Origin of the sequence: Pseudomonas savastanoi (genome assembly GCF_020917325.1) — a bacterium.
GTDB lineage: Bacteria > Pseudomonadota > Gammaproteobacteria > Pseudomonadales > Pseudomonadaceae > Aquipseudomonas > Aquipseudomonas amygdali.
This window is the reverse complement of sequence record NZ_CP076652.1, coordinates 2,142,598-2,169,196: the sequence shown is the minus strand read 5'-3', so window position 1 is coordinate 2,169,196 and position 26,599 is coordinate 2,142,598. Positions and strand designations below refer to the sequence as shown.

Annotated in this window: 23 protein-coding genes; 8 read left to right on the top strand and 15 right to left on the bottom strand. The window is 58.8% G+C overall.

What is annotated here, in order from left to right; all coding sequences use genetic code 11:
- Positions 1–77 precede the first annotated feature (77 nt).
- Together KP808_RS09430 and KP808_RS09425 are read right to left on the bottom strand one after the other, a co-directional pair.
- Positions 78–2,273 carry an autotransporter outer membrane beta-barrel domain-containing protein gene (locus KP808_RS09430; RefSeq protein ID WP_230018239.1) on the bottom strand — a complete coding sequence of 732 codons (2,196 nt, stop codon included), beginning with the start codon at positions 2,271–2,273 and terminating at the stop codon, positions 78–80.
- 321 nt (positions 2,274–2,594) lie between these two features.
- Positions 2,595–4,643, bottom strand: a complete 2,049-nt coding sequence (locus KP808_RS09425) for a hypothetical protein (protein WP_230018237.1) — start codon at positions 4,641–4,643, stop codon at positions 2,595–2,597.
- A 363-nt stretch (positions 4,644–5,006) separates the two neighbouring features.
- On the opposite strand from KP808_RS09425, the gene KP808_RS09420 reads away from it, so the two are divergent.
- The 3 genes from KP808_RS09420 to xopAW all read left to right on the top strand — a co-directional run bounded on the left by KP808_RS09420 (position 5,007) and on the right by xopAW (position 7,652).
- Complete coding sequence (locus tag KP808_RS09420) at positions 5,007–5,756, top strand: response regulator (RefSeq protein ID WP_122258728.1); 750 nt, start codon at positions 5,007–5,009, stop codon at positions 5,754–5,756.
- The gene (locus KP808_RS09415) at positions 5,753–6,778 is read left to right on the top strand and encodes a sensor histidine kinase (protein WP_058400478.1); all 1,026 of its coding nucleotides are present in this window, start codon (positions 5,753–5,755) and stop codon (positions 6,776–6,778) included. Before KP808_RS09420 ends, KP808_RS09415 begins: the two co-directional genes overlap by 4 nt.
- Before the next feature lie 115 nt (positions 6,779–6,893).
- Positions 6,894–7,652, top strand: a complete 759-nt coding sequence (xopAW, locus tag KP808_RS09410) for an EF-hand domain-containing protein (protein WP_230018233.1) — start codon at positions 6,894–6,896, stop codon at positions 7,650–7,652.
- A gap of 45 nt (positions 7,653–7,697) precedes the next feature.
- Here the strand turns inward: xopAW and KP808_RS09405 are convergent, their stop codons facing one another.
- From KP808_RS09405 to KP808_RS09370, 8 genes are all read right to left on the bottom strand, one after another.
- Positions 7,698–8,747 (bottom strand): AI-2E family transporter, encoded by a 1,050-nt coding sequence (locus KP808_RS09405; protein ID WP_122258725.1) that lies wholly within the window; start codon positions 8,745–8,747, stop codon positions 7,698–7,700.
- Positions 8,748–8,838: 91 nt separating this feature from the next.
- Complete coding sequence (locus KP808_RS09400; protein WP_032707053.1) at positions 8,839–9,657, bottom strand: DUF4892 domain-containing protein; 819 nt, start codon at positions 9,655–9,657, stop codon at positions 8,839–8,841.
- A 139-nt stretch (positions 9,658–9,796) separates the two neighbouring features.
- Positions 9,797–10,651, bottom strand: coding sequence for an alpha/beta fold hydrolase (locus KP808_RS09395; RefSeq protein WP_230018231.1), 855 nt, complete (start codon positions 10,649–10,651; stop codon positions 9,797–9,799).
- Positions 10,648–11,457 carry an alpha/beta fold hydrolase gene (locus tag KP808_RS09390; RefSeq protein ID WP_057403337.1) on the bottom strand — a complete coding sequence of 270 codons (810 nt, stop codon included), beginning with the start codon at positions 11,455–11,457 and terminating at the stop codon, positions 10,648–10,650. The genes KP808_RS09395 and KP808_RS09390 overlap by 4 nt, the downstream gene beginning before the upstream one ends.
- Before the next feature lie 119 nt (positions 11,458–11,576).
- Positions 11,577–12,020 carry a hotdog fold thioesterase gene (locus KP808_RS09385; protein WP_004664705.1) on the bottom strand — a complete coding sequence of 148 codons (444 nt, stop codon included), beginning with the start codon at positions 12,018–12,020 and terminating at the stop codon, positions 11,577–11,579.
- A 60-nt stretch (positions 12,021–12,080) separates the two neighbouring features.
- Positions 12,081–12,536, bottom strand: a complete 456-nt coding sequence (gene sixA / locus KP808_RS09380) for a phosphohistidine phosphatase SixA (protein WP_230018229.1) — start codon at positions 12,534–12,536, stop codon at positions 12,081–12,083.
- Entirely contained in the window at positions 12,533–12,823 is a 291-nt protein-coding gene (locus KP808_RS09375; protein ID WP_230018833.1) for a DUF4389 domain-containing protein, read from the bottom strand. The genes sixA and KP808_RS09375 overlap by 4 nt, the downstream gene beginning before the upstream one ends.
- 79 nt (positions 12,824–12,902) lie before the next feature.
- A complete protein-coding gene (locus KP808_RS09370; RefSeq protein WP_230018227.1) occupies positions 12,903–13,928 on the bottom strand; it encodes an NAD(P)H-dependent glycerol-3-phosphate dehydrogenase in 1,026 nt (341 codons plus the stop codon).
- Positions 13,929–14,089: 161 nt separating this feature from the next.
- On the opposite strand from KP808_RS09370, the gene KP808_RS25905 reads away from it, so the two are divergent.
- The 4 genes from KP808_RS25905 (at position 14,090) to fabB (ending at position 18,122) form a co-directional block, all read left to right on the top strand.
- Complete coding sequence (locus tag KP808_RS25905; protein WP_268257619.1) at positions 14,090–14,218, top strand: hypothetical protein; 129 nt, start codon at positions 14,090–14,092, stop codon at positions 14,216–14,218.
- Positions 14,215–16,152: an ATP-binding protein gene (locus KP808_RS09365; RefSeq protein WP_219171249.1), complete on the top strand. Its 1,938-nt coding sequence runs from the start codon at positions 14,215–14,217 to the stop codon at positions 16,150–16,152. The genes KP808_RS25905 and KP808_RS09365 overlap by 4 nt, the downstream gene beginning before the upstream one ends.
- A 220-nt stretch (positions 16,153–16,372) precedes the next feature.
- A complete protein-coding gene (fabA, locus tag KP808_RS09360; RefSeq protein WP_002552989.1) occupies positions 16,373–16,888 on the top strand; it encodes a 3-hydroxyacyl-[acyl-carrier-protein] dehydratase FabA in 516 nt (171 codons plus the stop codon).
- Positions 16,889–16,898: 10 nt separating this feature from the next.
- A complete protein-coding gene (gene fabB, locus KP808_RS09355; protein ID WP_058400468.1) occupies positions 16,899–18,122 on the top strand; it encodes a beta-ketoacyl-ACP synthase I in 1,224 nt (407 codons plus the stop codon).
- 1,245 nt (positions 18,123–19,367) lie between these two features.
- Here fabB and KP808_RS09350 read toward each other — a convergent pair.
- Together KP808_RS09350 and htpG are read right to left on the bottom strand one after the other, a co-directional pair.
- On the bottom strand, positions 19,368–20,096 hold the full coding sequence (locus KP808_RS09350) for a dienelactone hydrolase family protein (RefSeq protein WP_058400467.1): 729 nt from the start codon (positions 20,094–20,096) through the stop codon (positions 19,368–19,370).
- Positions 20,097–20,186: 90 nt separating this feature from the next.
- On the bottom strand, positions 20,187–22,094 hold the full coding sequence (gene htpG / locus KP808_RS09345; protein ID WP_058409236.1) for a molecular chaperone HtpG: 1,908 nt from the start codon (positions 22,092–22,094) through the stop codon (positions 20,187–20,189).
- Positions 22,095–22,407: 313 nt separating this feature from the next.
- Here htpG and KP808_RS09340 point away from each other — a divergent pair, with 313 nt between their 5' ends.
- Positions 22,408–22,668 carry a lipoprotein gene (locus KP808_RS09340; protein ID WP_002552985.1) on the top strand — a complete coding sequence of 87 codons (261 nt, stop codon included), beginning with the start codon at positions 22,408–22,410 and terminating at the stop codon, positions 22,666–22,668.
- Between the two features lie 108 nt (positions 22,669–22,776).
- On the opposite strand, the gene brnQ is transcribed toward KP808_RS09340, so the two are convergent.
- The 3 genes from brnQ to sucC all read right to left on the bottom strand — a co-directional run bounded on the left by brnQ (position 22,777) and on the right by sucC (position 26,509).
- Positions 22,777–24,090 (bottom strand): branched-chain amino acid transport system II carrier protein, encoded by a 1,314-nt coding sequence (brnQ, locus tag KP808_RS09335; protein WP_058409237.1) that lies wholly within the window; start codon positions 24,088–24,090, stop codon positions 22,777–22,779.
- 371 nt (positions 24,091–24,461) lie between these two features.
- Complete coding sequence (gene sucD, locus KP808_RS09330; RefSeq protein WP_003316562.1) at positions 24,462–25,343, bottom strand: succinate--CoA ligase subunit alpha; 882 nt, start codon at positions 25,341–25,343, stop codon at positions 24,462–24,464.
- The gene (gene sucC / locus KP808_RS09325; RefSeq protein WP_003316561.1) at positions 25,343–26,509 is read right to left on the bottom strand and encodes an ADP-forming succinate--CoA ligase subunit beta; all 1,167 of its coding nucleotides are present in this window, start codon (positions 26,507–26,509) and stop codon (positions 25,343–25,345) included. Before sucC ends, sucD begins: the two co-directional genes overlap by 1 nt.
- Positions 26,510–26,599 lie beyond the last annotated feature (90 nt).

Genomic DNA, 26,599 nt, shown 5'->3' with positions numbered 1-26,599 from the left:
CGGATACTGGCACAAGTGATAGGACCGTTGGCGCATCAGCGCCATCGATCAAGCATCAGCCTCCCGCTTCGCTGTCGCTACCAGCTGTAACGCAAGCCTGCACTGGCGCCCCACGGCTGCTCGATGGCATCGCCATTGCTGTAATCGAAATCAGCATGTAACTGCAGGTTGTCAGACAGCGACACCGAAACGCCCGCCCCCAACTCGCCACGGGAACCGGAGAGGTCGTTATTGAAGACGTTGTCGTTGACCTTGACCTCGTTCCTGTTGACGAATTCGTGAGCCACGGCAACCCGCACATAAGGTTGCAGCGTACGTCCCTGGCCCAGATCGAAACTGCGCCCCGCCGTCGTACCGACCTTGCCGAGCAGCGACCGGCTGCGGTCACCCTCAGCGCGCATACGATTGTCCAGTGCGTAGTCCTTGCCCTGAACGACCAGGCCCGTCAGTTGGGTGTAGGGTTCGAGAAAATAACCGTTGTCCAGTTTGATGTGCCGCCCCAGCTCCAGCGACGCACCAATACCCAGATTGTCGTACCTGCCGCGCGTGCGGGAACCATCGCTGAGATTGACTCTGGCCTTGTTTTTGAACTGATTGAGTTTGATAACGCCATCGACGTAGTAGCCGCTCTCGCTGTCCAGCCAGGTGCTGTAAGCGCCCAGCGAGTAGCTGTCGACCTTGCCACTGGCACCGTGATCCAGACTAAGGTCGGACGTGCTCTGCCCGATCATGACACCCGCCAGCCATTGCCCCGACCCCACAGGCAGCTTGCCATCTGCGCCAAGAGCAACACCGCTCTGAACCTGCTGATATCCGAAGCCCGAGGCGTCGGCGACATTGAATTTGTTGCCGTAGGTACGCATCCAGCCACCGGAACGGGCCTGGTCCATGCGCAACTCACCCATGCGCGAACGTAACGTGCTCAACTCTCCATACCAGACAGTCGGTGCGGTATTGAACAACGCCATGACAGTCTGTGCGCCCGGGCTGATGGTTCGGGTGGCGGTGTCCAGATACCAGTCGTTTGCGCCATGCTTGATCAGGTCATAGGACCATGCCCCCAGATCCACGGCGCCGCCTGCCAGGGAAAAACTGGCATCGCCGGCTGCGGCATGTACTACGTGCAGAGAGGTGTCACTGAGAGGATCGGTACCGGTGCTGCCGATAAGCAAGGAATGGCTGCCGGTTGCATTGCCGGTGATATCCAGAAAGTCTGTGGCCGCGCCGCCGAAATCCACGTCCATCATGAACGTGCCGCTCCCTGACAGGCTTGCAAGTGACAAGGTGTAAAACGAGGCCGCGTCACCAAACCTGACCGACCCGCCATTCATGGACACGTTACCCACCTGGCTGTTTTCGACCATCGTCCACTGCCCCCCGCTGGCGAGCGAAAAACTGGCGACGTTCTGCAGACGTCCGGTCAGGGTGGCATTGTTTTGTAATACCAGACCGGCAGTACTGCCTGCGTCAGCGGATATGTCGCCCAGCAATTGACTGTTGTCGACGGTCATATTGGCTGTAGAACCGTTGATCAGCTCCAGTATCTTGCCGTTGCCGCCGGTCAGCGTGGAGCCATTTTTTACGAAAATAGTGGCAGTGGCAGGCGCCCCGGTGGGCGTTCCGACAATCAGTGCCGAATCCGTGACACCTTCAACCCGGGTCCCTTCCAGGGTCAATAGATTGCTTGAGGGCACGCCGGGGTCGGCACGCATACGGATGCCATATTGCTGCCCGGTGATGGTACTGTCGGACGCCTTCACAGTGGAGTCAAACATCTCCACGCCTCTGCCGTTGGTGCCCGTGGCCGTTACTGCGCTGTGCTCCAGTGTCAGATTGGCGAGCGAGCCGGCATTCACGCCACGATTGGTTGCCGTGATCGTGCTGCCGATAACCGTTGCCGTGGAGCCAACCAGTTGCGCAGTGTTATTGCCCATCCCCATACCATCCGCGCCACCCGTCAGCTGGCTTCCGGTAATCAAGGCATTTGCCCCGGTCAACGAGACTGCTGTGCCGGTAGCCGCGCTGACCTGACTGCCATTGAGTGTCAGCTGCGCACCGGTGACTGTAGATATTTGCAGGGTGGTCGCGCCATTGGCGGTCAGCACCCCATTGCTGCCCACCCGATAGCTGTCCAGCGGGGTCGTGGCATCAATGGTCGCGGGGCCATTGACAGAGGTTTGCGCAAAGACAGAACTGCTGGACAGGAAGGGGGAGAGAAACGCCATGATCTTTAGTGTTCGTGAGAGCGGAAGCAGCGCGAATGGAGCATTCATTATGGTGTATTACCTGAATGAAACGGCGTTGAACCCCGTGGTCCTTGCCCGAACTCGGCCACGAGAAAGAGGCCGGAAGGTTACGGGGATCAAACTGAATGCTCTGTAGGACGTTTCCTATGTAAATGTAGGGAGGTTCTGGTATTGAGGCTCTGCCAGTCGTTAATTTACGGGGAGGTACCGGTAAGCGTAGGCAAAATGCCCCCATACGCACAGCTTCATTAAACTGTTTGGGAGCAACCTGGACCGGCGCAATAACTGAAAACACGGCGCGCAGAGGATCGCAGGCACCTTCTGCCTGCGATCCGTCTTTAAAGCTCTCTACACGATAGGACACGCTCCATTTGCCCAGTACATACCCACCTTGGCAGTGGTTTCCAGTGAGGTAATGGTGGAGCCCTTCAGAGTGAACGAATACTTGATCTTCCCGCGCGCATCTATGCCATGACCAGCAGGGTCATAAGTGGGCAGAAGGTGTGTCGCGTATGGCGTGACCAGCCAAGTAAAGCCCGTGACTGGATAATCGTCCCCCAACACAATATCTTCGGTCTTTTCGGCACCTGAAATAGGCGTATCGTCATTTGGATCCGGCGGAAAAGCGTTCCAGTACAGAGTGACGGTATCGCCTGTCACCAGATAGTTCGAAAGATCAGGAACGGCCACTCGCACACCGGGCTCTCCTGAGGATGGATTGGCAGGATCCTTATAGAGCGAGGTGCAATTCAGCCAGCCGCCTGAACTGGTACCTTCAAAGACCGGGGCATCGGGAGTGATGACCACAGCACTCACGTCGACCCGCGTATCCGGCGATTGTTGCGTATTCTCTGAGTCGGCGGCACGAATGCTGTAATGAACCGGCAAATCAGGGCGATTACCTTCAAATTCGATATAACGCCAGGGTATTTCGACCTCGCGCTCGTCTCCGGCCTTATCAGTGCCTACCACGGTGTATTGCACCTCAGGCACATGGCTCGCGCCCCAGTAGAAATCTACAACTTCGCCCGCTAGAAGCGGGTCATAAAGTTTGAATCTGACACTGGCATCCTTCTTATCGTCCTGCGGCGTCAGGACATTCAGCGCGTTGGAAACTTCGCCGTAGACCTCGACCGGTAACAACTGATCGTTGACCGGATCAGGCCAGTCAGGATCAGGAACGGGATAAGGCCCGATAGTGAAGAAATTGACATTGACACTGATGCTTTTCACTGCGGACGGAACAACGCCACGCAGGACTCGATAACTCACTGTAGTCGGCTGATCACCGCCAGTCGCTTGATCGTACTGATCACGCAACACCGTGTCAGGAACCCTGACCGAAAACGGAAACTGCGGGACCTCTCCCATGTACTCAGGCCACAGTACTGCTGTACCCCAAGTGACCTCGATACGATCGGTAGGCTTCCAGTTATCGAACGACTCGATCAGCACCTCGACGCCCATTCGTGCGTCAGGCAGGTTGATCAGATTTTCCGGAGGCAGCGCCAGTGGCACCAGCGGGTCCTTCAGATTGTCGGGCAGCAGCCCCAACGCTACGTCTATGCGCTTGTAGTTGGAAAGCGGACTGCGGTTGGTCGCTTTGTCCACCAGAAAGTAAGCGACGTAGTAGGCCTCATCCTTGGAGTCGCCAATTATATCAACCGGGAATGTCACCTTATTATCCGTCGCGCTGGCCACGTCAACGACACCGACAGGAGCCGGCAGATCTGCGGGCTTGTCGGGCAACGGAGTGCCAACCCAATAGAACGCTACCTTGTCGCCGGGTGTCCAGTCGTCATAGTCAGGCAGCGTGCCGACAATACCGTCCGGATTGTTATCCAGAAACGCCTGGGTCAACTGATCTGTGTTCAGACTCATCTGCCCGGGCTCAACATGCCCGCCGGGCGGCGTGGTATCGACGATCAGCTTGAGCAGCGGGCTGATAGTCTCCTGGTCGTTCGGCTGCCTGATCCGATAGCGAAGACTATAAACACCGTCTGCCGGTTTGGGGAATCCAGGCGAAAGGGCGGTCAGCGGAATGTTGATCGTCTTTGGAAAGGTGCCAACGGCCACTGGCGCAGTGACCTTATCTGTGAACACTTCCACGAATCCGTCGTCAGCCGGTACTTCACCCACTGCCCAATCGATGAAAAAGGTATCGGATTCGTTATCGCCAGTGACCAACTGCGCCCACTGGGCGAGAGTAACGTCAAGCGATGCACCGAGCAAAACGTCCTTGTTCAACGTCCCGTCCGTCGGGTCCACGATGTTGGCCACTTGCGCCACTGCGAGCTCTGCCTTGAGGTCCATACCGCGCTGACTGCGCGCCAGCCGGTACGCGATGCGCGCCGTCTTGCTTTGTTCAGGTGTCAGTATTGTTTTCGAACCGACCATAATGAGCACTCCTTTGCTACCGATTGCCGCCCCCTCCCTTCACAGGAGCCCTGCGGCGGATTTATGGGTGAAAAGCTCTCTCAGTGAGCGCTTTTCTTCAGACCACAGGCCATCCGGGCCTATGCTCCAGCTGATTAAACGGCAGTTACCGGAGACGGGATACTGTCAGAACTAGCAGTAGCAGGGCTGAGCCGGAAAGCACGTTCGACAGCTTTTGTATCAGGCTGGATACATTTCTGAAATGCCCCCGACATTCGATCACGTCACCCTTCCGCCGCAACTCCCGGCGAAGTAGCATGAGGAGCAGCGTTGATCTTCAACAGCGGCCAGACAACGGCGGCACACGCAGGCGACAGACGCACTATGCAAGCACTTCACGATAACCCCCTGGATGCCACATCGACCGAACAACGCTGGAGCGTTCGCGCGCTGATTGTCGATGACGATGTGGCCATTCGCGAACTGCTCTGCGATTACCTGACGCGCTTCAATATCAACGCTCGTGGCGTCACCGACGGCACGCAGATGCGTCAGGCATTGACCGATGAAACCTTCGACGTGGTGGTGCTCGACCTGATGCTGCCCGGTGAAGACGGCCTGTCGCTGTGCCGCTGGCTGCGCAGCACCTCGGACATCCCGATTCTGATGCTGACCGCACGCTGCGAACCGACTGACCGGATCATTGGTCTGGAACTGGGTGCCGACGATTACATGGCCAAGCCGTTCGAGCCGCGCGAGCTGGTCGCGCGTATTCAGACCATACTGCGCCGGGTACGCGACGAACGCAGCGATCAGCGCACCACCATTCGCTTTGACGCCTGGCGGCTGAACAGCGTGCTGCGTCAATTGACAGCCGCCGACGGTCTGGTGGTGCCGCTGTCCAACGCCGAGTTCCGTCTGCTGCGCGTATTTCTCGAACGGCCGCACCGGGTGCTGAGCCGTGAACAGTTGCTGGACGCCGCCCGAGGCCGATCGATCGAAGCGTTCGACCGCAGCATCGATTTGCTGGTCTCGCGTTTGCGTCAGAAGCTCGGCGACGATCCAAAGAACCCGCAGTTGATCAAGACTGTGCGCGGTGAAGGCTATTTGTTCGATGCCAGGGAGCTGGGTTGATCCGCCGGTTCGACACGCTGTTTGCGCGCCTTTTCGGGGGCGCACTGCTGGCTATTCTGCTGGCGCATTTACTGGCTTTCATCTGGTTCACCCAATACGGCATGCGCCCTCCACCTGATGACCGCCCCGACGCGCAGCATTCGCAGGATGATCAAGGGCGACGTCATCGACCGCCACCGGGTGGCCCGCTGGTGCTGCTGTTCTTTCAGTTCGTCACCCTCATTGTTGCCGCATGGTATGGCGCCAAGGCACTGAGCCGCCCGGTACAGCGCCTGAGCGAGGCCGCCGAGCGCCTCAGTGAAGACCTGGACAGCCCGCCCCTTGAAATAAGCGGCCCGCAGGAAGCACGCCAGGCCGCGCAGACCTTCAACCTCATGCAGCGCAAGATCCGCGAACAGATGCAGCAGCGCGGGCGCATGCTGGCTGCGGTATCCCATGACCTGCGCACGCCCCTTTCGCGGCTCAAGCTGCGTGTTGAACAGATCGAAGAGCCAAGGCTGCATGGCCAGATGACACAGGACCTCAACGACATGATCAGCATGCTCGACGCCACGCTTGCCTACCTCAATGAACATCGGCGCAGCGAAGCGTTGCAGCAGTTCGACCTGCAGGCGCTGATCGAATCCCAGGCCGAGAATGCGCAGGACAATGGCGATGATGTGCAGTACCAAGGCCAGTGCAAGCCGCTCAGAACACAACCGATGGCACTGCGCTCGTGCCTGCAGAACCTGGTCGACAACGCGCTTCGCTATGCCGGTAGCGTCCATATCGTGATCGAGGACAGCGCCGAACGTGTACGCGTATCGGTCGTTGATCACGGACCGGGCATTGCCCCTGAATTTCACGAAGCGGTGTTTGAGCCGTTCTATCGCCTGGAAGGTTCGCGCAACCGCAACTCCGGCGGTATCGGCATGGGCATGAGCATCGCCCGTGAAGCTGCGCGAAGAATCGGCGGCGAGCTGACGCTTGCGCAAACACCGGGTGGCGGCCTGACCGCGATACTGAATCTGCCGCGCCTCTGACACATTCTGTATCACACCGCGTACAAAGCTTAAATCTCCAGGACAACTGACGCCCCGAGGCTGCAAAAGCCGGTACACCGCTACCGGACACATTTATCTCAGGGGAGTGAGACTCATGATCAACGGGATCAGCAGCAGCTTTTCCAGCTACACCAGCTCGACCAGTGCCACCGCCAGCACCAACAGCAAGAAGTTTCAGGAAGAGTTGCTGGCAAAACTGGACACCGATGGCGACGGCAGCATCGGCAAGGATGAGCTGGGTTCGGCCCTGTCGTCGGACAGCAAGGATGGCATTACTGTCAGCCTGAGCAAGGCGTTCAGCGATCTGGACAGCAATGACGACGACAGCCTGGATGCCGATGAACTGGCCGCCATGACGCCGCCACCGCCGCCGCCCATGCAGTCGGTCGATGAGCAGGCAGAAGACCTGCTCGGCTCGCTGGACAGCGATGGCGATGGCGCGATCAGCAGCGACGAACTGACCACCGGCCTTAGCAATGCGGGCAGCACGGCGAACAGCAACCAGGTGTTCGATGCACTGGACACTGACGAAGACGGCACAGTCAGCCTTGAAGAACTGGTCGCCGGTATGCAACCGCAACAGCCCCCTGCCGGTATGCCGCCTGCGCAAATGAGCACCTCCGGCAGCACTGACAGCGCCAGCCTGTTCAGTACGCTGGACAGCGATAGCAACGACAGTATCAGCGCCTCCGAGTTGTCTGCCGCGTTGAAACAGAGTGACAACACCATTGATCAGGGCAACACCAACCAGATTGCCACTCAGGCGTTGAACAAGATGATCGCCGCACTCAGCGAAAAATATGACACCCAGAGCAGTAAGCCAGTCGGTAAGTACCTGAACACCGCTGCGTAAAGCGAGGCTCCGCCGCCCGTCCTGGCGCGGCGGAAACTCTCGCTGTCAGCGGCTGCTGCGAGCTCGTTCGCTGCCGACCCAGTCAGTCAGCAGGCTATAGGCTACCGCCAGCAGGGTCGGGCCGATGAACAGGCCGATGAAGCCGAACGCCAGCAATCCGCCGAACACACCCAACAAGACAATCACCAGCGGCAGATTGCCGCCCCTGCTGATCAGGTATGGCTTGAGCACGTTGTCCACGCCACTGATGACGAACATCCCCCAGATGCCCAGAAATATCGCCATGCCGTACTCGCCCTGCCAGGCCAGCCAGGCAGTGGCAGGCAGCCAGACCAGGGGCGGGCCCATCGGGATCAGACTGAACAGAAAAGTCAGAATACCCAGCACCAACGCGCCGGGAATGCCCGCGATCAGGAAGCCGATCAGCGCCAGTACCGCCTGGGCCGCTGCCGTGCCGATCACCCCGTTGACGACACGCTGTACCGTACCCGCGACCAGATCCAGATAATACTGGGCGCGATCACCGATCAGACGCTCCAGCAGGCTGAGCACGAATGCGGCCAGGCGCGGACCGTCCCTGTAAAAGAAGAAGGCGAAGACGATGCTCAGGGTCAGTTCCAGAATCCCGCTGCCAATCTGCGCACTGCGTGCCAGCACCCAGTTACCGACCTGACCCAGATGCGGTTTGAGCGTCGCCATGAACGCCGCGCCTTGCTGATCGATGGTGGTCCACAGCGCTACCAGTCGTTCGCCCACCAGCGGAATACCCGCCAGCCACTGCGGTGGATCGGGCAAGCCGTCGACCTGAATATCCTTGATCAGGCCTGTAGCGTCACGCACATGGTCAGCGAGATTGAAGCCCAGCCATACCAGCGGCGCCGCGACCAGCAGCATCCAGCACAGGCACATCACCAGCGCGGCCAACGACTCACGGCCCTTGAACCAGCGGGTCAGCAAACGCATCAGCGGCCAGCTGGCAAACGCCAGCACCGCGCCCCAGATCAGTGCCGACCAGAAAGGTGCCATCACCCAGAGGCAGGCACCGAATAGCGCCAGCAGCAGAATCTGCACCAGTAAACGATCATTGTTGAACATGCGGCATCCACGAATAGGCTCGGAGGTCACGAGCATAAGGCTGAACAAGGCTGACGTCAGCCATTGTTCGCCATAACCTTACGCATCAGGGTTAGCGGATGACCTCGATCACCAGCCCCTGGCTATCGGCAGCGCCCGCTTCCAGACGCGCAGCGCGCACGCCCTTGGCCACCAGAGCGTCGCGCCATGCACTTGCACTCGGGCCGGAGACGGTTGCGCGCAGCGTGCTGTCCAGATTCAGACCACGGGAAATCAGCGTGACCCAGGCTTCCTGTGGTTCGCCACCCAGCTTGGGCAGTACCAGCTTGCCCGTGCTTTTCAGTTGGCGCAGCAACGTGGCCGAGGTTGGCAGCAGTTCGCCGAGCGGCGCGGCGGATTCAAACTGCTCGACATGCAAGTAAGCCCTACGGTTGCCGCGGGTGATGCTGTATAGCGCGACCAGGGTTTCGCTCCGGGGCTCGGCCAGACGCAACAGCAGGTAGGCCTGCCGGTCGTCCGCGCCATACAGCTTGGCATTGCCGAACACCTCGTTGGCCCACAGACTGCTTTCTCCGCAGTCACGCGCCTGGCACCAGAACAGCAATTCTGCACCCTGCTGCTGCAAGGCTTCACGAGCGGCGGTAAAGGCGTCGTCGGATGCGTGCTCGGCAGGTAATTGATAAGTAACCGACGTCAGAGTGCCACGCGCACTGACCTGGCCATCGAAACGCAACTGACCGCTGATCTTGCGGATCGAGCCCATCGGGTAGACACGCTCAAGCTCGGCGGCAGGACGATAGTCTACGATTTCGGTATCGGTCAGACGGGGCAAAATCTCCAGATCACGGCTGCCCGGCGCATCGGCAGCGAAAAGGACAGCGCTGAACAGCGACATGCACAACGCCGCAACGGGAACACTTGATAAACGCATGAGTGCTCTCATTGGCAGGCAAGCAGGGGGCGAGAATAAAAAAGATCGCCGACAAGGCGGTCGCGAGAGGCTGCGGATTGATCCATCACGGTTGACTCCTGTTTCAACCCGCTCAGCGTCGGCAGTTGCCGGTCTCAAGTCAAGAAGCAGCGAAGAAGCGATTGATACAGTGTGCAACAGAATGTGCTCCCTGCTCATCGTTCAGGTGCAAATGATGCCCGCCGACCAGCCGTTCGACGTCAAAGGGCAGCGCTGACAACAGCTCCTGCCTTTGCGCCAGCATGCCATCGGAGGCAATCACCAATTGCGTCGGGCAACGAATGCCATGAACGAACGCCATGGCCTGTTGATCCGTGAAGCGTATTGCGGAGGGCAAGGTCAGGCGGCTGTCGCTGCGCCAGGTGTAACCACCCGGCACCGGCATCAAACCTCGCTGAGCCAGCAGCTCGGCCGCCTCGCGACTGACCGCCACCACGCCTTTCATCCGCGCCTGAATGGCTCGATCCTGATCCTGATAAACCGGTTTTTTCTTGTTCGCCAGTTTGAGTTGCGCCTGCATGGCGGCACCCATTCGCTCGGCGGCGGATTCGGCCTTGCCCGTCAATGGCAGCAGACCGTCGATCAGCGCCAGGCGCGTGACCCGCTCGGGTAGCGAGCTTGCCAGCACCACAGAAATGATCGCGCCCAGCGAGTGCCCCAGCAGGGCAAAGCGCTGCCAGCCAAGTTGCTCGGCGACGCGCAGCACGTCGAATGCATAATCAGCCAGTGCATAGGACGAGCCTGCTGGTCGGTGATCAGAATGACCGTGCCCCGCCAGGTCCAGCGCCACCACCCGTAACCCCTCAAGACGTGGTGCGAGCCGGGCGAAACTGTTGGCGTTGTCGAGCCAGCCGTGCAGCGCGATAACCGGCTGACCGTCCTCGGGGCCGTACAGATGAGCCGCCAGCTCGATATGCCCCAGGCTCAGGCGCACTTCCTCCACCGCAAGCGTCATGCACTGGCCCTGGAGGCACTGCGGGCATTCCAGCGTGCAAACAGCGTCTTGAGCAGCAACGCTGTTTCATCCGGTCGTTCAAGTGGAAACATGTGCCCTCCGGGCATGGACAGGTATTCGCCTTCGCGCATGCGTCGGGCAAGGTAACCATGATGAGGCATGATCACCCGGCTGTGTTGGCCACGCACCATGGCCAGCGGCACCTTGAGCTGCCGCGATGGTATCGGGCTGGTGTGAGGAATGCTGCGGTAAATACTGATCTCCGTCGCCGGGTCAAAGCGCAGACGCAGTTGCTCGCCATCCTGCTGCAGGCCGTGTTCAAGGTAAGCGGTCAGGCAGTCGGGATCGAAACGGCGAAACAGGGTCTTGCTGGCAAAGTAGGCGCGGGCTGCATCCAGATCGGCAAATGCCTCGCGACGCCCCAGTGTGCGGCCCGCTGGCGTGATGCGGTCAATGAAACCCAGCCGTTTGGCTGCGCGGATGAACAACTGATCAGCCAGGCCCAGCACCGGCGAATCCAGCATCACCACACCACGATAAAGTTGCGGACAGCGCAGCGCGGCATGCAGGTGCAGAACCCCACCCAGCGAGTGCCCCACACCCCATACCGGGCCGGGCTGCTCACGCAGATGATGGATCAGCTCATCGACCAGGTTCAGCCAGTTGTCATCCACCGGAAAGCGCGGGTCGTGAGCATGCTGATCAAGGTGCGTGACGGCATATTCCGGTGCCAACGCGCAGAACAGCTTTCCATAGGTAGCCGATGGAAAACCGTTGGCGTGAGCGAAGAACACGGGTTGCGACATACCGATACTTCCAGAGGCCGTACGAGTCGCAATTGTGCGCAGCCGCTTCAAGCAACAGCAATGACTGGAACTGCCATCGCAGATGGCACTCCGGCCATCCACAAATCAGGCGCATGAACTCAGCGGGCAGGCGGCTCCTGGCCATGCGGCACAACCGCCACGGTCAGACGCGATATGCAGCTCAGCTTGCCCTCTTCAGTACTGATGCGGATGTCCCATACATGAGTGGTACGGCCGATGTGCACGGGACGCACAACACCGGTTACCCGTCCGGTACGCACACCGCGCAGATGGTTGGCGTTGACCTCTAGCCCGACGCAGAAATACTTGCTCGGGTCGACAATCAGGTAACTGGCCATCGATCCCAGAGACTCGGCAAGCACCACGGATGCACCGCCATGCAGCAGCCCGAAAGGCTGATGGGTACGCTGATCGACCACCATGCTGGCCGTCAGGGAATCATCCGTGAACGATTCGAAGCGAATATCCAGCACCTCGCCAATGGTGTTTTTCTGAGCCGCCATAAGGGCTTCGATATCAGGAGCCTGACGCCATACACTCATGTTAAATCCTTTTTCAAAGAGAGCCGCGTTCGCGGTGATTCATTGCTCGAACAGACCGTTTCAAACGTGTCGAACGCTGTTGAGCTGCATTGCGCCAGCCAACACGAACTCGCCTTCCAGCTCGGCCAGACTGGCGGTACTCATGGGCTCGGCCTGTTGCGGACTGCCGTGCGCCAGTACGCCGATCAATTCGCCCACCAGGGGTTGATGACTGACCAGCAGCACTTCACCGACGCCCAGCTTGTCCAACTGGAGCAACACCTCACGCGGGCTGCTGTCCGGCGTCAGCCAGGGCACCGTCACCACCGGATCATTGAACCCCAGCGACTGGCGTACCAACTCGGCAGTCTGCTGTGCACGAACATAGGGGCTGGCGATGATCCGTCGCACCGCCTTGTCAGTCAGGTGTACTGCACTTTTGAGCACCTCCTCACGCCCGTGTGCGGTCAGCTCGCGTTCGGCATCACTGCGCGCCCGCGACTGCGCTTCGCCATGACGCAATACCCAGACCTTCACAGTTTTGGCTCTTCGTTACGCACCGGATGCGGCGCTGGCGGAACATGATGAGCCGCCTCGCCTTCAGCAGCGCGCGGCGCTGGCCAGTCGGCGAAGGGCCAGGGCTTGTGGTCGCTGTGAAACGTCCCGAAACGACCAATCTGGGCCAGGTACTGGCTGATACTGTCGCCGAAACTCATCAGGCCGCCATTCGGCGCGCCATAAATAAGGCGATAAACCAATTGCACCAGCACTACGCCCGCCAGAATGATCTGCGCAACGTGCCATACACCCAGAAACAGCAGCATCCACAGAATGCGCAGCAGGATCGATTCGTTATGCTGGATTTTCGACTCGTTCAAGACATTCTCCCTGATCAGAATGAGGTCAATTAAAGCCGGTAATTGAAATGAAATCGACATCCGTCTTGGGCTCGGCACGCATCAACGCCTCAATGACCTGACTGAGCGTACGGCCTTCAAAAAGAATCGCGTGCAGCCCGGCGACCAACGGCATATAGACCTGCACCTCCTGCGCTTTGACCTTGAGCACCTTGAGCGTGTTCACGCCCTCGGCTACTTCGCCCAGACGAGTAACCGCCTCCTCCAGCGTCAGCCCCTGGCCCAGCGCAAAACCGACCTGATAATTGCGACTTTTGGGAGAGGAGCAAGTGACGATCAGATCGCCCACCCCGGCCAGACCGAGAAAGGTCATCGGGTTGGCACCCTGACTGACCGCAAAACGGGTCATTTCCGCCAGCGCCCGGGTGATCAGCATGCTCTTGGTGTTTTCGCCCATCTCCAGCGCTACGGCCATGCCGGCGATAATTGCGTAGACGTTCTTCAATGCCCCGCCCAGTTCTACACCAAACCGGTCGTTGCTGGCGTAGACCCGAAACGTACGACCGTGCAGCGCGGCCTGGACCTGCTGACACAGCGCCTCGTCTTCGCTGGCAACCACGGTGGCGGTCAACGCATGCTCGGCGATCTCCCGGGCCAGGTTGGGTCCGGACAATACGCCGATACGCGCCTGGGGAACGATCTCTTCGAGGATCTGGCTCATCAATTTGAAGCTCTGCGCTTCAATACCCTTGGTCAGACTGACCAGCATCTTGCCGTTCAGGCGCTCGACATGGGGCGAGAGTACCGAGCGCAGGGCGCTTGAGGGCAGAGCGACGAAAATCAGCTCGCAGGCTTCAAGCGCGGCGGTGATGTCGGTAACCGGCTCGACTTCAGGCCGGACCTTGATGCCCTTGAGATAACGGGGGTTCTCCCGGTTGACGCGAATCGCCTGCGCCTGCTCCGGATCACGCATCCACTGGAGAACCTGATGGCCGTTCTCGGCCAGCAGATTTGCAATGGCAGTACCGAAGCTGCCACCACCAAGAACCGCGACTGGTTGCTGTGTGGTCATAAAACTATCCATCCAGAGCCATTCAAGTGGCGATGCCCGCATTATACGGAGCGCTGCGGTATCGGCCAGCAACAAAGCTGATCTGTCGCACATGCAGGGACTGCCTGCGACAACAAGTTCGCTGGAAACGTGCGCTATCTCGGTTAACATGCGTGCACAGCATGAATTATCGCGACACCCGGCACTGCGCTGCACAGCCGGACCGGGTCGCGACCACCGGGCGAACAGGCATGGACGCATCAATCGAGTCACTAGCGCAAAGCATTGCGCGCAAGGCACGCAGCCGATGAAATTTCGGCACTGGGATATCAATACCCGCACTCAGATCATCAGCCTGGGCCCTGCCCTGTTGCTGACGGCTCTGCTGATCAGTTTTTTCACCTTCGTGCGTATTCAGGACTTGCGTCAGGAGCTCAATCACACCGGGCAGCTCATCGCCAATCAATTGGCTATGGCCGTCGAACCGGGTGTGGCGACAGGCGATATCGACGGGTTGAAGGCGTTGATGCGCGCCACCCTGTCCATGCCCAGCGTTCGCTATGTAGAGATTCAGGACAGCTCCAATACGGCCATGATCTATATAGATCAGCCCCGCGAAAACGAGCAGTTGGCACGGCAGATGGAAATATTCCAGGCTTCTGTCTACCCACAGCGCGCAAAGGCTAACAGTCACCCCGCCACGTCGCCCAAAGGCAATCGCCAGGCACCTGAAAATACGTCGCAGAGCTATCTGGGACGAGTATTGGTCGGGATGTCCAATGAAGCCTTCAGTCGACGGCAACAGGAAATATTGCTCAAGGCCGGTGTTCTGGCGCTGGGCGCGTTGCTGTTCGCTTTTTTGCTGGCCCGCGGCCTGGCCTTGAGCCTGTCCAGACCTGTCAAGGAAATGGGCGAAGCCCTCAAGGCCATTCAGCAGGGCGACTACCATGTGCCCCTGCCGGTCAGCGACGATGCCGAGTTAGGCGCACTGGCGCGGCACATCAACAATCTGGCAGAGAACCTGCACCGCACCAGCCTTGAACAGCAGCGCTCGGTGGCGCAGTTGATCCAGACACGTGAGGAAGCCGAGCAGGCCAACCGTGCCAAGTCAGATTTCCTGGCAATGATGAGTCACGAGTTGCGCACCCCCATGAACGGCGTGCTGGGCATGCTGCAACTGATGGAAACCACGCGCATGACCGCTGAGCAAAGCGAGTATGCGACGCTGGCGACCGAGTCAACCGAGCATCTGCTACGGGTCATCAACGACATTCTCGATTTTTCCCGCATTGAACGCGATGCCCTGCAAATGGAAGGCATAGCGTTCAATCTGGCCGAACTGGTCAGTGCCTCGACCCATGCGTTCAACCACAGCGCACTGCAACGCAAGCTGCTACTGGAACTGCACATTCAGCCTGGGCTGGAAACAGTGACCGTCACAGGCGACCCGACCCGGATCAGGCAGATCCTGGTGAATCTGATCGGCAACGCACTTAAATTTACCGAGCAAGGCAAGGTCAGCGTTGTCGCCCAATGGGCGATGCTCGACAACGACCAGCTGCACTTTACCTGTGCCGTGCATGACAGCGGCATTGGTATCGACGCTGAGCGACTGGAGTCGATGTTCGATGCGTTCAAGCAGGCCGACAGCTCGATTTCCAGGCGCTATGGCGGCACAGGGTTGGGACTGCCGATTGCCCGTACCCTTGCCGAACGCATGGGCGGCACGTTGCGTGCCGAGAGCCAGGAGGGTTCGGGTTCTGTGTTCACGCTGCAGATTCCCCTGCCCGTTTCACGCGATGTTTCGGTGGATATCGCCAAGCCGCTGTCGGTACTCGATGCACATGGCAAGGAGCGCAGCATATTGCTGGTCGAGGACAACCCGGTGAACCGCACCGTGGTGCAGGCCATGTTGCGTAATCTGGGTTGCGAAGTCGACGTGGCGGTGGATGGCGCCGAAGCGGTGATGAAGGCAAGCGCGGGAAACCACGCACTGATCCTCATGGATTGCCGACTGCCGGTTATGGACGGCTATGAAGCCACACGTAGAATCAGGCAACTTTCCGGCCTGGAACGAATCCCAATCATTGCCCTGACTGCCAATGCACTGCAGGGTGATCGGGACGCGTGTTTACAGGCAGGTATGGATGATTACCTGGCGAAACCTTTCAAACACGCTGATTTACAGCAGGTTTTACACCGTTGGCTGCCCTTTGACGCACCTGTGACTGGCGATAAATGTTAAATTGCGGCAGTCTTGGCACGCAAATCAGCCAGCAAAATCGGCTGAATGACAAAATTCAGTGAACAGGTGTACCTTGATTTCACCTGAGCTGTGACTTTCATTACAACGCAACAGTCTATGAGTAGGCTGCCGGACAGGGTCCTGGCGAATTGGTACGACAGGACCAGCGTTCTAGCCAGTGACGCCACAACCTGCCGCACGAGATTATTGAGGAGCTCGCATGACCAAACAACACGCCTTTACCCGGGAAGACCTGCTGCGCTGCAGTCGTGGCGAGCTGTTCGGCCCAGGTAATGCGCAACTGCCCGCCCCCAACATGCTGATGGTTGATCGCATCACACACATCAGCGACGAAGGTGGCAAGTTCAGCAAGGGTGAATTGGTCGCCGAACTGGATATCAACCCGGACCTGTGGTTTTTTGCCTGCCACTTTGAAGGTGATCCGGTGATGCCAGGATGCCTGGGCCTTGACGCCATGTGGCAACTGGTTGGTTTCTATCTTGGCTGGCAGGGTAACCCCGGCCGTGGCCGCGCCCTGGGTTCGGGCGAGGTGAAGTTTTTCGGCCAGGTGCTGCCTACCGCCAAAAAAGTCACCTACAACATTCATATCAAGCGCGTCCTGAAAGGCAAACTGAACCTGGCCATTGCCGACGGCTCAGTGAGTGTCGACGGTCGTGAAATCTATACCGCCGAAGGCCTTCGGGTCGGCGTGTTTACTTCCACTGAAAATTTCTAAGGGTACTCGCATGCGCCGCGTCGTTATCACTGGTCTGGGTATTGTTTCCTGCTTGGGCAATGACAAAGACACCGTCACCGCTAACCTGCGTGCTAACCGCCCTGGCATCCGCTTCAACCCGGAATATGCCGAAATGGGTCTGCGCAGCCAGGTTTCCGGCTCCATCGACCTGAATCTGGAAGAGCTGATCGATCGCAAGATCTTTCGCTTCGTCGGTCATGCGGCAGCTTATGCCTACCTGGCGATGAAAGACGCAATCACCGATTCGGGTCTTACCGAGGAACAGGTTTCCAACGTGCGTACCGGCCTGATCGCTGGCAGCGGCGGCGCATCGACCCTGAACCAGATGGAAGCGCTGGATACCCTGCGCGAAAAAGGCGTCAAGCGCGTCGGTCCTTACCGTGTCACGCGGACCATGGGCAGCACCGTTTCGGCCTGCCTCGCCACGCCGTTCAAGATCAAGGGCGTGAACTACTCAATTTCGTCCGCCTGTGCCACCAGCGCTCACTGCATCGGCAACGCTGTCGAGCAGATCCAGCTGGGCAAACAGGACATCGTCTTTGCCGGTGGCGGCGAAGAAGAGCACTGGAGCCAGTCGTTCCTGTTCGACGCAATGGGCGCACTGTCCACTCAGTACAACGAGACGCCGGAAAAAGCCTCCCGTGCCTACGACGCCAAGCGTGACGGTTTCGTCATTGCCGGTGGCGGCGGCATGGTTGTCGTCGAAGAGCTGGAACACGCTCTGGCACGCGGCGCGAAAATCTATGCTGAAATCGTCGGCTACGGTGCTACATCCGACGGCTACGACATGGTTGCGCCAAGCGGTGAAGGTGCAATTCGCTGCATGCAGATGGCCCTGGGTGATATCAACTCCGGCGACATTGACTACATCAACACCCACGGCACCTCGACCCCGGTCGGCGACGCCAAGGAAATGGAAGGCGTGCGCGAAGTATTCGGCGCCAACGCTCCGGCGATCAGCTCCACCAAGAGCCTGTCGGGCCACTCGCTGGGTGCCGCCGGTGTTCACGAAGCGATCTATTGCCTGCTGATGATGGAAAACAACTTCATAGCAGGTTCGGCTAACATCGACGAGCTGGACCCGGTGGTTGCCGACATGCCTATCCTGCTCAAGACCCAGGAAGATGCGAAGATCGACCTGGTCATGAGCAACAGCTTCGGCTTCGGTGGCACCAACGCTACGCTGGTGTTGAAGCGCTGGGCGGGCAAGTAATACTGCTTTTGCGACAAACAAAAAGGCGCCTTTCGAGGCGCCTTTTTTGTGAACAGGCCAAAGTGGCTGTTGTTCTCCGGTGTACCTGCAGGAACGATGGATCTTCAGAACACCTATCGTTTCTCACGCTCCAGTGCGGGAATGCAGTTCACGACGCTCTGCGTCGCAAGAGGACGCAGAGCGTCCAGACCGGCATGCCCACGCGGAGCATGGGCACGAGGATGCTCTGCGGTGTGCCTGCAGGAACGATGGATCTTCAGAACACCGCTCGTTCCTCACGCTCCAGCGTGGGAATGCAGTTCACGACGCTCTGCGTCGCAAGAGGACGCAGAGCGTCCAGACCGGCATGCCCACGCGGAGCATGGGCACGATGATGCTCTGCGGTGTGCCTGCAGGAACGATGGATCTTCAGAACACCTATCGTTTCTCACGCTCCAGTGCGGGAATGCAGTTCACGACGCTCTGCGTCGCAAGAGGACGCAGAGCCTCCAGACCGGCATGCCCACGCGGAGCATGGGCACGATAGTGTTCTTCGGTACATCTGCAGGAACGATAAATCTTCAGAACACCGCTCGTTCCTCACGCTCTGCGTGGGAATGCAGTTCACGACGCTCTGCGTCGCAAGAGGACGCAGAGCGTCCAGACCGGCATGCCCACGCGGAGCATGGGCACGATAGTATTCTTCGGTACATCTGCAGGAACGATAAATCTTCAGAACACCGCTCGTTCCTCACGCTCTGCGTGGGAATACAGTTCACGACGCTCTGCGTCGCAATAGGACGCAGAGCGTTCAGACCGGCATGCCCATGCGGAGCATGGGCACGATGATGCTCTGCGGTGTGCCTGCAGGAACGATAAATCTTCAGAACACCGCTCGTTCCTCACGCACTGCGTGGGAATGCAGTTTACGACGCTCTGCGTCGCAAGAGGACGCAGAGCGTCCAGACCGGCATGCCCACGCGGAGCATGGGCACGATGATGCTCTGCGGTGTGCCTGCAGGAACAATGGATCTTCAGAACACCGCTCGTTCCTCACGCTCCAGCGTGTGAATGCAGTTCACGACGCTCTGCGTCGCAAGAGGACGCAGAGCGTCCAGACCGGCATGCCCACGCGGAGCATGGGCACGATAGTGTTCTCCGGTGTGCCTGCAGGAACGATGGATCTTCAGAACACCGCTCGTTCCTCACGCTCTGCGTGGGCACGATAGTGTTCTCCGGCACGCCCTAGGCGCGATAGGTATCCATTCAGCCGAACACTTCTTTCAGCAAATCATGCATCGACTTGAACGCACGGCTCGACACTTTGGCGTCGTACATCATCATGCCGGGAACATTGGCGTGCGGGTCGGTGAAGGAATGGAATGCCCCACCGTAACTGTGCAGCTGCCAATCCACACCAGCGGCGTTCATTTCCTCTTCAAAAGCAGGCAACTGCTCTTTCGGCACCAGCGGGTCCGACGCGCCGTGGAGAACCAGCACCGAGCCCTTGATGTTCTTCGCATCAGCCGGGTTGGGCGTGTCCAGGGTGCCGTGGAACGAAATGGCGGCCTTCAGCTCTGCCCCGGTACGCGCAAGCTCCAGCGAGCAGCAGCCACCAAAGCAGAAACCGAATGTTGCGATCTTGCTTGAGTCCAGAGACACATCCGCCTGGCTCAACAACTGGTCGAGGCCTGCCTGCATACGCTTACGCAAAAGACCGCGATCATTCTTGAGCGGCGTCATGGCAGCGCCCGCCTCGTCATTGTTACTCGGGCGAATCTGCTGACCGTAAAGGTCAGCCAGCAGCACCACATAGCCCTTCGCAGCGACCGCTTTGGCGATATCTTCAGCGCCCTGGCTGACACCCATCCAGTTAGGCGCCATCAGCAGCCCTGGCTGTGCAGCGCTAGCTTTCGGGTCGTACGCAAGACGGCTTTCATAAGTCTGGCCATCGATCTGATAGACCACAGAACGAATTTCAATGTTGCTGCTCATTACTGACTCCTGATCGTTAGGGAGATGAAAAACGTGTCGCGGGAACTGAAACAAAAAACCCGCCGAGGCGGGTTTCTTGTCAACCGGCTATCAAACCGACAGTTCTACCAACAGCTTGTTCAGACGACGCACATACGCGGCTGGATCCTTGAGGCTGTCACCGGCGGCCAGCGCCGCCTGATCGAACAGGATGTGCGACAGATCGCCGAAGCGTTCTTCGCTCTGCTCTGCATCAAGCTTGCCGATCAGCGGGTGGGCCGGGTTGAATTCGAAGATTGGCTTGGAGTCCGGAACCTTCTGACCGCTGGCTTCCAGAATCTGACGCATCTGCAGCCCCATGTCCTGCTCGCCAATGGCCAGAATCGCAGGTGAATCGGTCAGACGATGGGAAACCCGCACTTCGCTTACAGACTCACCGAGCGCCGCTTTCAGGCGCTCGATCAGGCCCTCTTTGTCCTTGGCGATCTCTTCCTGAGCCTTCTTGTCCTCTTCGGAGTCAAGACTGCCCAGATCAAGGTCGCCACGCGCCACATCCACAAAGCCCTTGCCGTCGAAATCGCTCAGGTAGCTCATCAGCCACTCGTCGATACGGTCGGTCAGCAGCAGCACTTCGATGCCTTTCTTGCGGAAGACTTCAAGGTGCGGGCTGTTCTTGACCTGCGCGTAGGATTCGCCAGTGAGGTAGTAAATCTTGTCCTGACCTTCCTTGGCACGCGCCAGGTAATCGGCCAGAGAAACACTTTGCTCGCCGCTGTCGTCGGAGGTCGATGCAAAGCGCAGCAAGCCGGCGATCTTTTCCTTGTTGGCGAAGTCTTCCGCCGGACCTTCCTTGAGCACCTGACCGAAGTTTTTCCAGAAGCCCTTGTACTGCTCGGGCTCGTTCTTCGCCAGTTTCTCGAGCATGTCCAGCACGCGCTTGGTCAGCGCCGACTTCATCGAGTCGATGATCGGGTCTTTCTGCAGGATTTCGCGGGAGACGTTCAGCGACAGGTCATTGGAGTCGACCACACCCTTGATGAAGCGCATGTACAGCGGCAGGAACGACTCGGCCTGATCCATGACGAAGACGCGCTGCACATAGAGCTTCAGGCCGCGCGGTGCTTCACGCTGATACAAATCAAACGGAGCACGCGCAGGCACGTACAGCAGCGACGTGTACTCCAGCTTGCCTTCGACCTTGTTATGGCTCCAGCTCAGCGGGTTCTCGTAGTCGTGCGCGACGTGCTTGTAGAACTCCTGATATTCCTCATCCTTCACCTCGGTGCGAGAACGGGTCCAGAGGGCGCTGGCGCGGTTGACGGTTTCCCACTCCGGTGCCGGTGCCTCCTCGCCCTCGGCTGCCGGAGCCTGCTCTTTGGGCAGCTCGATCGGCAAAGCAATGTGGTCGGAGTACTTCTTGATGATGTTACGCAGGCGGTAGCCGTCAGCGAATTCCTCTTCACCGCTTTTCAGGTGCAGAACGATACGCGTACCGCGCTCGGCCTTGTCGACGTTTGCAACTTCAAACTCGCCCTCACCTTTGGAGGACCAGTGCACACCTTCACTGGACGGCGAACCGGCACGACGGCTGAACACCTCGACCTGATCGGCAACGATGAATGCCGAGTAGAAACCCACGCCGAACTGACCGATCAGGTGCGAGTCCTTCTTCTGGTCGCCCGACAGGTTTTTCATGAAGTCAGCGGTGCCGGACTTGGCGATGGTCCCCAGATGGGTGATCACATCTTCACGGCTCATACCGATGCCGTTGTCTTCAAGGGTAACGGTCTTCGCGTCCTTGTCGAAGCTCACGCGAATCTTCAGCTCGGCGCCGCCTTCCAGCAGCTCCGGCTTGGACAACGCTTCAAAACGCAATTTGTCGACCGCGTCAGACGCGTTCGAGATCAATTCGCGAAGGAAAATTTCCTTGTTGGAATACAGCGAATGGATCATGAGGTGCAGCAGTTGCTTTACCTCGGTCTGGAAGCCCAGGGTTTCCTTTTGAGTTTCCACACTCATAATCATCAAACTCCGATCTGGATGGTATAAGCCGTCACGGTCAGGCAGCAGCCTGTGTGACAGCGGGTAGTCATCAAGGTGGGGGCTGGGTCGGGGATTTCAAGAGCCAATGATGCGCGGAACGCGTTTCATGCGCCGGATAACACACGCATTGCGTTGGTGGGGGCTGGCCAGAACTGTCCGCAATCGGTACAGCGCCATCGGCCTGTAACGACCGCGAAACAACGGCTTTCAATATTGTCATCACGGGTGGAACTTAACTCACGAGCGCAGGCTCTTAGCCTCGTGAACACTCAATAAGGAGAAACACCCCATGCGTAAATCTTTAGCCTATGCCTTGATGCTTTCTGCCACCCTGGGCCTTGCCGCCTGTGACAAAAAGTCCGAAAACACTCAGCAAGATGCCAACAAGGCAGCTCAGCAGTCCCAGGAGTCGATGGAAAAGGCTCAGGAAAAAGTGAATGACGCGGCCAAGGAAAGCCAGGAAGCCGCTCAGAAGAACGCTGAAGCCGCTCAGCAGCGTACCAATGAGAACGCCAACAAAGCGCCAGAAGCAGCGCCAGCCACCAAGTAAGGCTGAAACGCTTACAGAACTAAAAAAGCCCGCTCAAAGCGGGCTTTTTCATTTAACTTGTCTTACCTGACACCTGACGTCAGTTCGACATTGCATCGTGTACCGACTTCAAGCCAGCGCCTCGCTGCGCTTGCCCATGAGCCTGTCAACGGCCACAGCGCCCGCCAGCGTGACTACCGAGGGCACCAGCCACGCCAGGCCTTGATCACTCAGCGGCAGACTGGTCAGAACACCCGGCAGATAGTCAGTAAAACCGGCACCCTTCAGCGCATCGATCAGGCCAAAGATGAGTGATACCAGCATCACCGGTGCAACAACCCGTCCCTGGCTCTGCCAGAGGCCTTTGCAGAAGCTCAGCGCCACCAGCACGATGCACGGTGGATAGATGGCGGTGAGCACCGGAATCGAAAACTGGATCAGCTTGGTCAGCCCCAGGTTGGATACCAGCAGCGAGAACACCGCCAGGATGATCACCAACGTCCGGTAGGACAGCGGCAGCACCTTGGCAAAGTACTCAGCACAGGCACAGGTCAGGCCTACCGCTGTCACCAGACACGCCAATGAAATCAGCACGGCGAGAAAACCGCTGCCCAATGAACCGAAGGTGTGCTGCACGTAGGCATGCAGAACCGCCGCGCCGTTGCTTGCGCCTGCCGCGACCGCATGGCTGCCGGAACCCAGGCGAAACAGGCTGACATACACCAGCGCCAGCCCGACACCGGCAATGAGCCCGGCAATGATCGCGTAGCGCGTGATCAGACGCGGTGACTCGACACCACGAGAGCGGATGGCATTGACGATGACAATCCCGAAGACCAGCGCCCCAAGGGTGTCCATGGTCAGATAACCATTGATGAAACCCTGGGAAAACGGCGCAGCGGCATAGGCGGGCTCAGCCTCGCCTATTCCGCCTGCGGGTAATGCGAATGCCGCGATCCCCAACACTGCCAGGGCGATAATCTTGAGCGGTGCCAGAAAGCGCCCGACCGTGTCGAGCAAGCGCCCCGGGTACAGCGAAACCCAGAACACCACCAGAAAATACACCAGGCTGTAGAGGAACAACGCGACTGGAGTGTCACCGGTCAGAGGTGCCAGGCCGACTTCAAACGAGACCGTCGCGGTACGCGGGGTCGCAAACAACGGGCCGACCGCCAGATAGCAGACTGCGGCGAGCGCCCCGCCGGCAATCTTGCCGATCGGGCTGCTCAGGGCATCCATTGCTCCCCCTACCCTGGCCAGAGCAATCACCGTAACGACCGGCAGCCCGACCGCCGTGACCAGAAAGCCCAGCGCCGCCATCCAGACATGTGGCCCGGCCTGCAGGCCGACAATAGGTGGGAAGATGATATTGCCAGCCCCGACAAACAGGGCAAATGTCATAAAACCGAGTGCCAGGATGTCCTGGCCTTTCAACACTTTCATTACGAGGGACCACACGGAATCGAAATAAGGGATGGGACGTCACCCATGAATGGGGCAGACGCAGCCCGTCGGCGTAAGACGTGGCAGTACCTTGCGAAACGCCCCTCGTGAGGGCAACGCAAAAACGGCGGACAGGGTAGCCAACTTCGACCGAAAATGCACTGTCTCAGGGCGCGACAGCCGACGACGCACCGTTTGTTGGCGGATGGAAAGCCCCAGACAGTTGGAAATGCCGGCAATGAGAGGTCCAGGTGAACCAGACCGGGTAAGGCGAACCTTTTCAGGCGCCCAAACAAAAGCCACCCGAAGGTGGCTTTTGTCGATTGCTCGAATCAGGCAAGCGAGCTTACCTGATCAGCAAACAGTGAAGCTTACTTGGTTGGCCAGCCAGTCAGCTCGGCTAGGGCCTTGCCGATGTCTGCCAGGGAGCGCACGGTTTTTACACCAGCGTCCTGCAGTGCAGCGAATTTCTCGTCTGCAGTACCTTTACCACCCGAGATGATTGCACCGGCATGGCCCATGCGCTTGCCCGGAGGAGCAGTCACACCAGCGATGTAGGAAACAACCGGCTTGGTCACGTGCGCCTTGATGTAGGCAGCGGCTTCTTCTTCAGCCGAACCGCCGATCTCGCCGATCATGACGATCGCCTCGGTCTTCGGGTCTTCCTGGAACAGCTTCAGGATATCGATGAAGTTCGAACCAGGGATCGGGTCACCACCGATACCTACACAGGTGGACTGACCGAAACCGGCGTCAGTGGTCTGCTTCACAGCTTCGTAGGTCAGGGTGCCGGAACGCGACACGATGCCTACTTTGCCTGGCAAGTGAATGTGACCTGGCATGATGCCGATCTTGCACTCGCCCGGAGTGATGACGCCTGGGCAGTTAGGGCCGATCAGGACCACACCCAGCTCGTCGCACTTGACCTTGGCTTCCAGCATGTCGATGGTCGGGATGCCTTCGGTGATGCAGACGATCAGCTTGATGCCGCCGAACGCTGCTTCAAGGATGGAATCCTTGCAGAAAGGAGCCGGAACGTAGATGACGCTGGCAGTAGCGCCAGTGGTGTCTACGGCTTCTTTCACAGTGTTGAACACTGGCAGGTTCAGGTGCGTGGTGCCGCCCTTGCCCGGAGTCACGCCGCCAACCATTTTGGTGCCGTAGGCAATGGCTTGCTCGGAGTGGAAGGTACCTTGCGAACCAGTGAAACCCTGGCAGATAACCTTGGTGTCTTTATTGATCAGGACGCTCATTACTTGCCCTCCGCGGCTTTGACAACTTGTTGAGCAGCGTCGGTCAGGCTGGTCGCAGCGATGATGTTCAAACCGCTTTCTGCCAGTACTTTAGCGCCCAGTTCAGCGTTGTTACCTTCAAGGCGAACAACAACCGGGATTTTCACGCCGACTTCTTTCACTGCACCGATGATGCCTTCGGCAATCATGTCGCAACGAACGATGCCGCCGAAGATGTTGACCAGTACTGCAGCGACGTTAGCGTCGGACAGGATGATCTTGAACGCTTCGGTAACGCGCTCCTTGGTGGCACCGCCGCCAACGTCAAGGAAGTTTGCAGGCTTGCCGCCATGCAGGTTGACGATGTCCATGGTACCCATGGCCAGGCCAGCACCGTTGACCATGCAACCGATGTTGCCTTCCAGCGCAACGTAGTTCAGTTCGAACTTGGCGGCGTGAGCTTCGCGAGGATCGTCCTGCGAAGGATCGTGGAAGCCCTTCAGCTTTGGCTGACGGTACATGGCGTTGGCGTCGATGTTGATCTTGGCGTCCAGGCAGTGCAGATCGCCGTCAGCCTTGATCACCAGCGGGTTCACTTCCAGCAGGGCCAGGTCGTGGTCCTGGAACAGCTTGGCCAGACCGGTGAAGATCTTGGCGAACTGAGTGACCTGCTTGCCTTCCAGACCCAGCTGGAATGCCAGATCGCGACCCTGGAACGGCTGAGCGCCGACCAGTGGGTCAATCGTGGCCTTGAGAATCTTTTCAGGAGTGTCGTGAGCGATCTTCTCGATGTCCACGCCACCTTCGGTGGAAGCCATGAACACGATACGACGGCTGGAACGATCGACCACAGCGCCCAGATACAGCTCTTTGGCGATGTCGGTGCACGATTCGACCAGGATCTTGGTCACTGGCTGACCATTGGCGTCAGTCTGGTAAGTCACCAGGCGCTTGCCCAACCACTGTTGGGCGAACGCTGCAGCGTCTTCCTTGCTGCGAACCAGCTTTACGCCGCCCGCTTTACCGCGACCACCTGCGTGAACCTGGGCTTTGACGACCCACTCGGTTCCGCCGATCTTGTCGCAGGCTTCTGCTGCTGCTTCCGGGGTGTCTACCGCGTAACCCTTGGATACTGGCAGGCCGTACTCAGCGAACAGCTGCTTACCCTGATACTCGTGAAGATTCATGCTTATTACCGTCTTCGTTTAGGTACTGCGCATTCGGTGCTGCACGTCAGCGTGCCGCACCACCTGTGACCGCTACTCCGGGTGGACTCC

Coding starts and splice junctions, on each gene's coding strand:
- KP808_RS09420 (WP_122258728.1), top strand. CDS start 5,007: ATGCAAGCACTTCACGATAACCCCCTGGATGCCACATCGACCGAACAA.
- sucC (WP_003316561.1), bottom strand. CDS start 26,509: ATGAATCTTCACGAGTATCAGGGTAAGCAGCTGTTCGCTGAGTACGGC.
- KP808_RS09375 (WP_230018833.1), bottom strand. CDS start 12,823: ATGCTGCTGTTTCTGGGTGTATGGCACGTTGCGCAGATCATTCTGGCG.
- KP808_RS09385 (WP_004664705.1), bottom strand. CDS start 12,020: ATGAGTGTATGGCGTCAGGCTCCTGATATCGAAGCCCTTATGGCGGCT.
- sucD (WP_003316562.1), bottom strand. CDS start 25,343: ATGAGCGTCCTGATCAATAAAGACACCAAGGTTATCTGCCAGGGTTTC.
- fabB (WP_058400468.1), top strand. CDS start 16,899: ATGCGCCGCGTCGTTATCACTGGTCTGGGTATTGTTTCCTGCTTGGGC.
- KP808_RS25905 (WP_268257619.1), top strand. CDS start 14,090: ATGAATTATCGCGACACCCGGCACTGCGCTGCACAGCCGGACCGGGTC.
- KP808_RS09400 (WP_032707053.1), bottom strand. CDS start 9,657: ATGCGTTTATCAAGTGTTCCCGTTGCGGCGTTGTGCATGTCGCTGTTC.
- xopAW (WP_230018233.1), top strand. CDS start 6,894: ATGATCAACGGGATCAGCAGCAGCTTTTCCAGCTACACCAGCTCGACC.
- KP808_RS09340 (WP_002552985.1), top strand. CDS start 22,408: ATGCGTAAATCTTTAGCCTATGCCTTGATGCTTTCTGCCACCCTGGGC.
- brnQ (WP_058409237.1), bottom strand. CDS start 24,090: ATGAAAGTGTTGAAAGGCCAGGACATCCTGGCACTCGGTTTTATGACA.
- KP808_RS09430 (WP_230018239.1), bottom strand. CDS start 2,273: ATGAATGCTCCATTCGCGCTGCTTCCGCTCTCACGAACACTAAAGATC.
- KP808_RS09390 (WP_057403337.1), bottom strand. CDS start 11,457: ATGTCGCAACCCGTGTTCTTCGCTCACGCCAACGGTTTTCCATCGGCT.
- fabA (WP_002552989.1), top strand. CDS start 16,373: ATGACCAAACAACACGCCTTTACCCGGGAAGACCTGCTGCGCTGCAGT.
- KP808_RS09425 (WP_230018237.1), bottom strand. CDS start 4,643: ATGGTCGGTTCGAAAACAATACTGACACCTGAACAAAGCAAGACGGCG.
- KP808_RS09370 (WP_230018227.1), bottom strand. CDS start 13,928: ATGACCACACAGCAACCAGTCGCGGTTCTTGGTGGTGGCAGCTTCGGT.
- KP808_RS09395 (WP_230018231.1), bottom strand. CDS start 10,651: ATGACGCTTGCGGTGGAGGAAGTGCGCCTGAGCCTGGGGCATATCGAG.
- KP808_RS09365 (WP_219171249.1), top strand. CDS start 14,215: ATGAAATTTCGGCACTGGGATATCAATACCCGCACTCAGATCATCAGC.
- KP808_RS09350 (WP_058400467.1), bottom strand. CDS start 20,096: ATGAGCAGCAACATTGAAATTCGTTCTGTGGTCTATCAGATCGATGGC.
- KP808_RS09405 (WP_122258725.1), bottom strand. CDS start 8,747: ATGTTCAACAATGATCGTTTACTGGTGCAGATTCTGCTGCTGGCGCTA.
- htpG (WP_058409236.1), bottom strand. CDS start 22,094: ATGAGTGTGGAAACTCAAAAGGAAACCCTGGGCTTCCAGACCGAGGTA.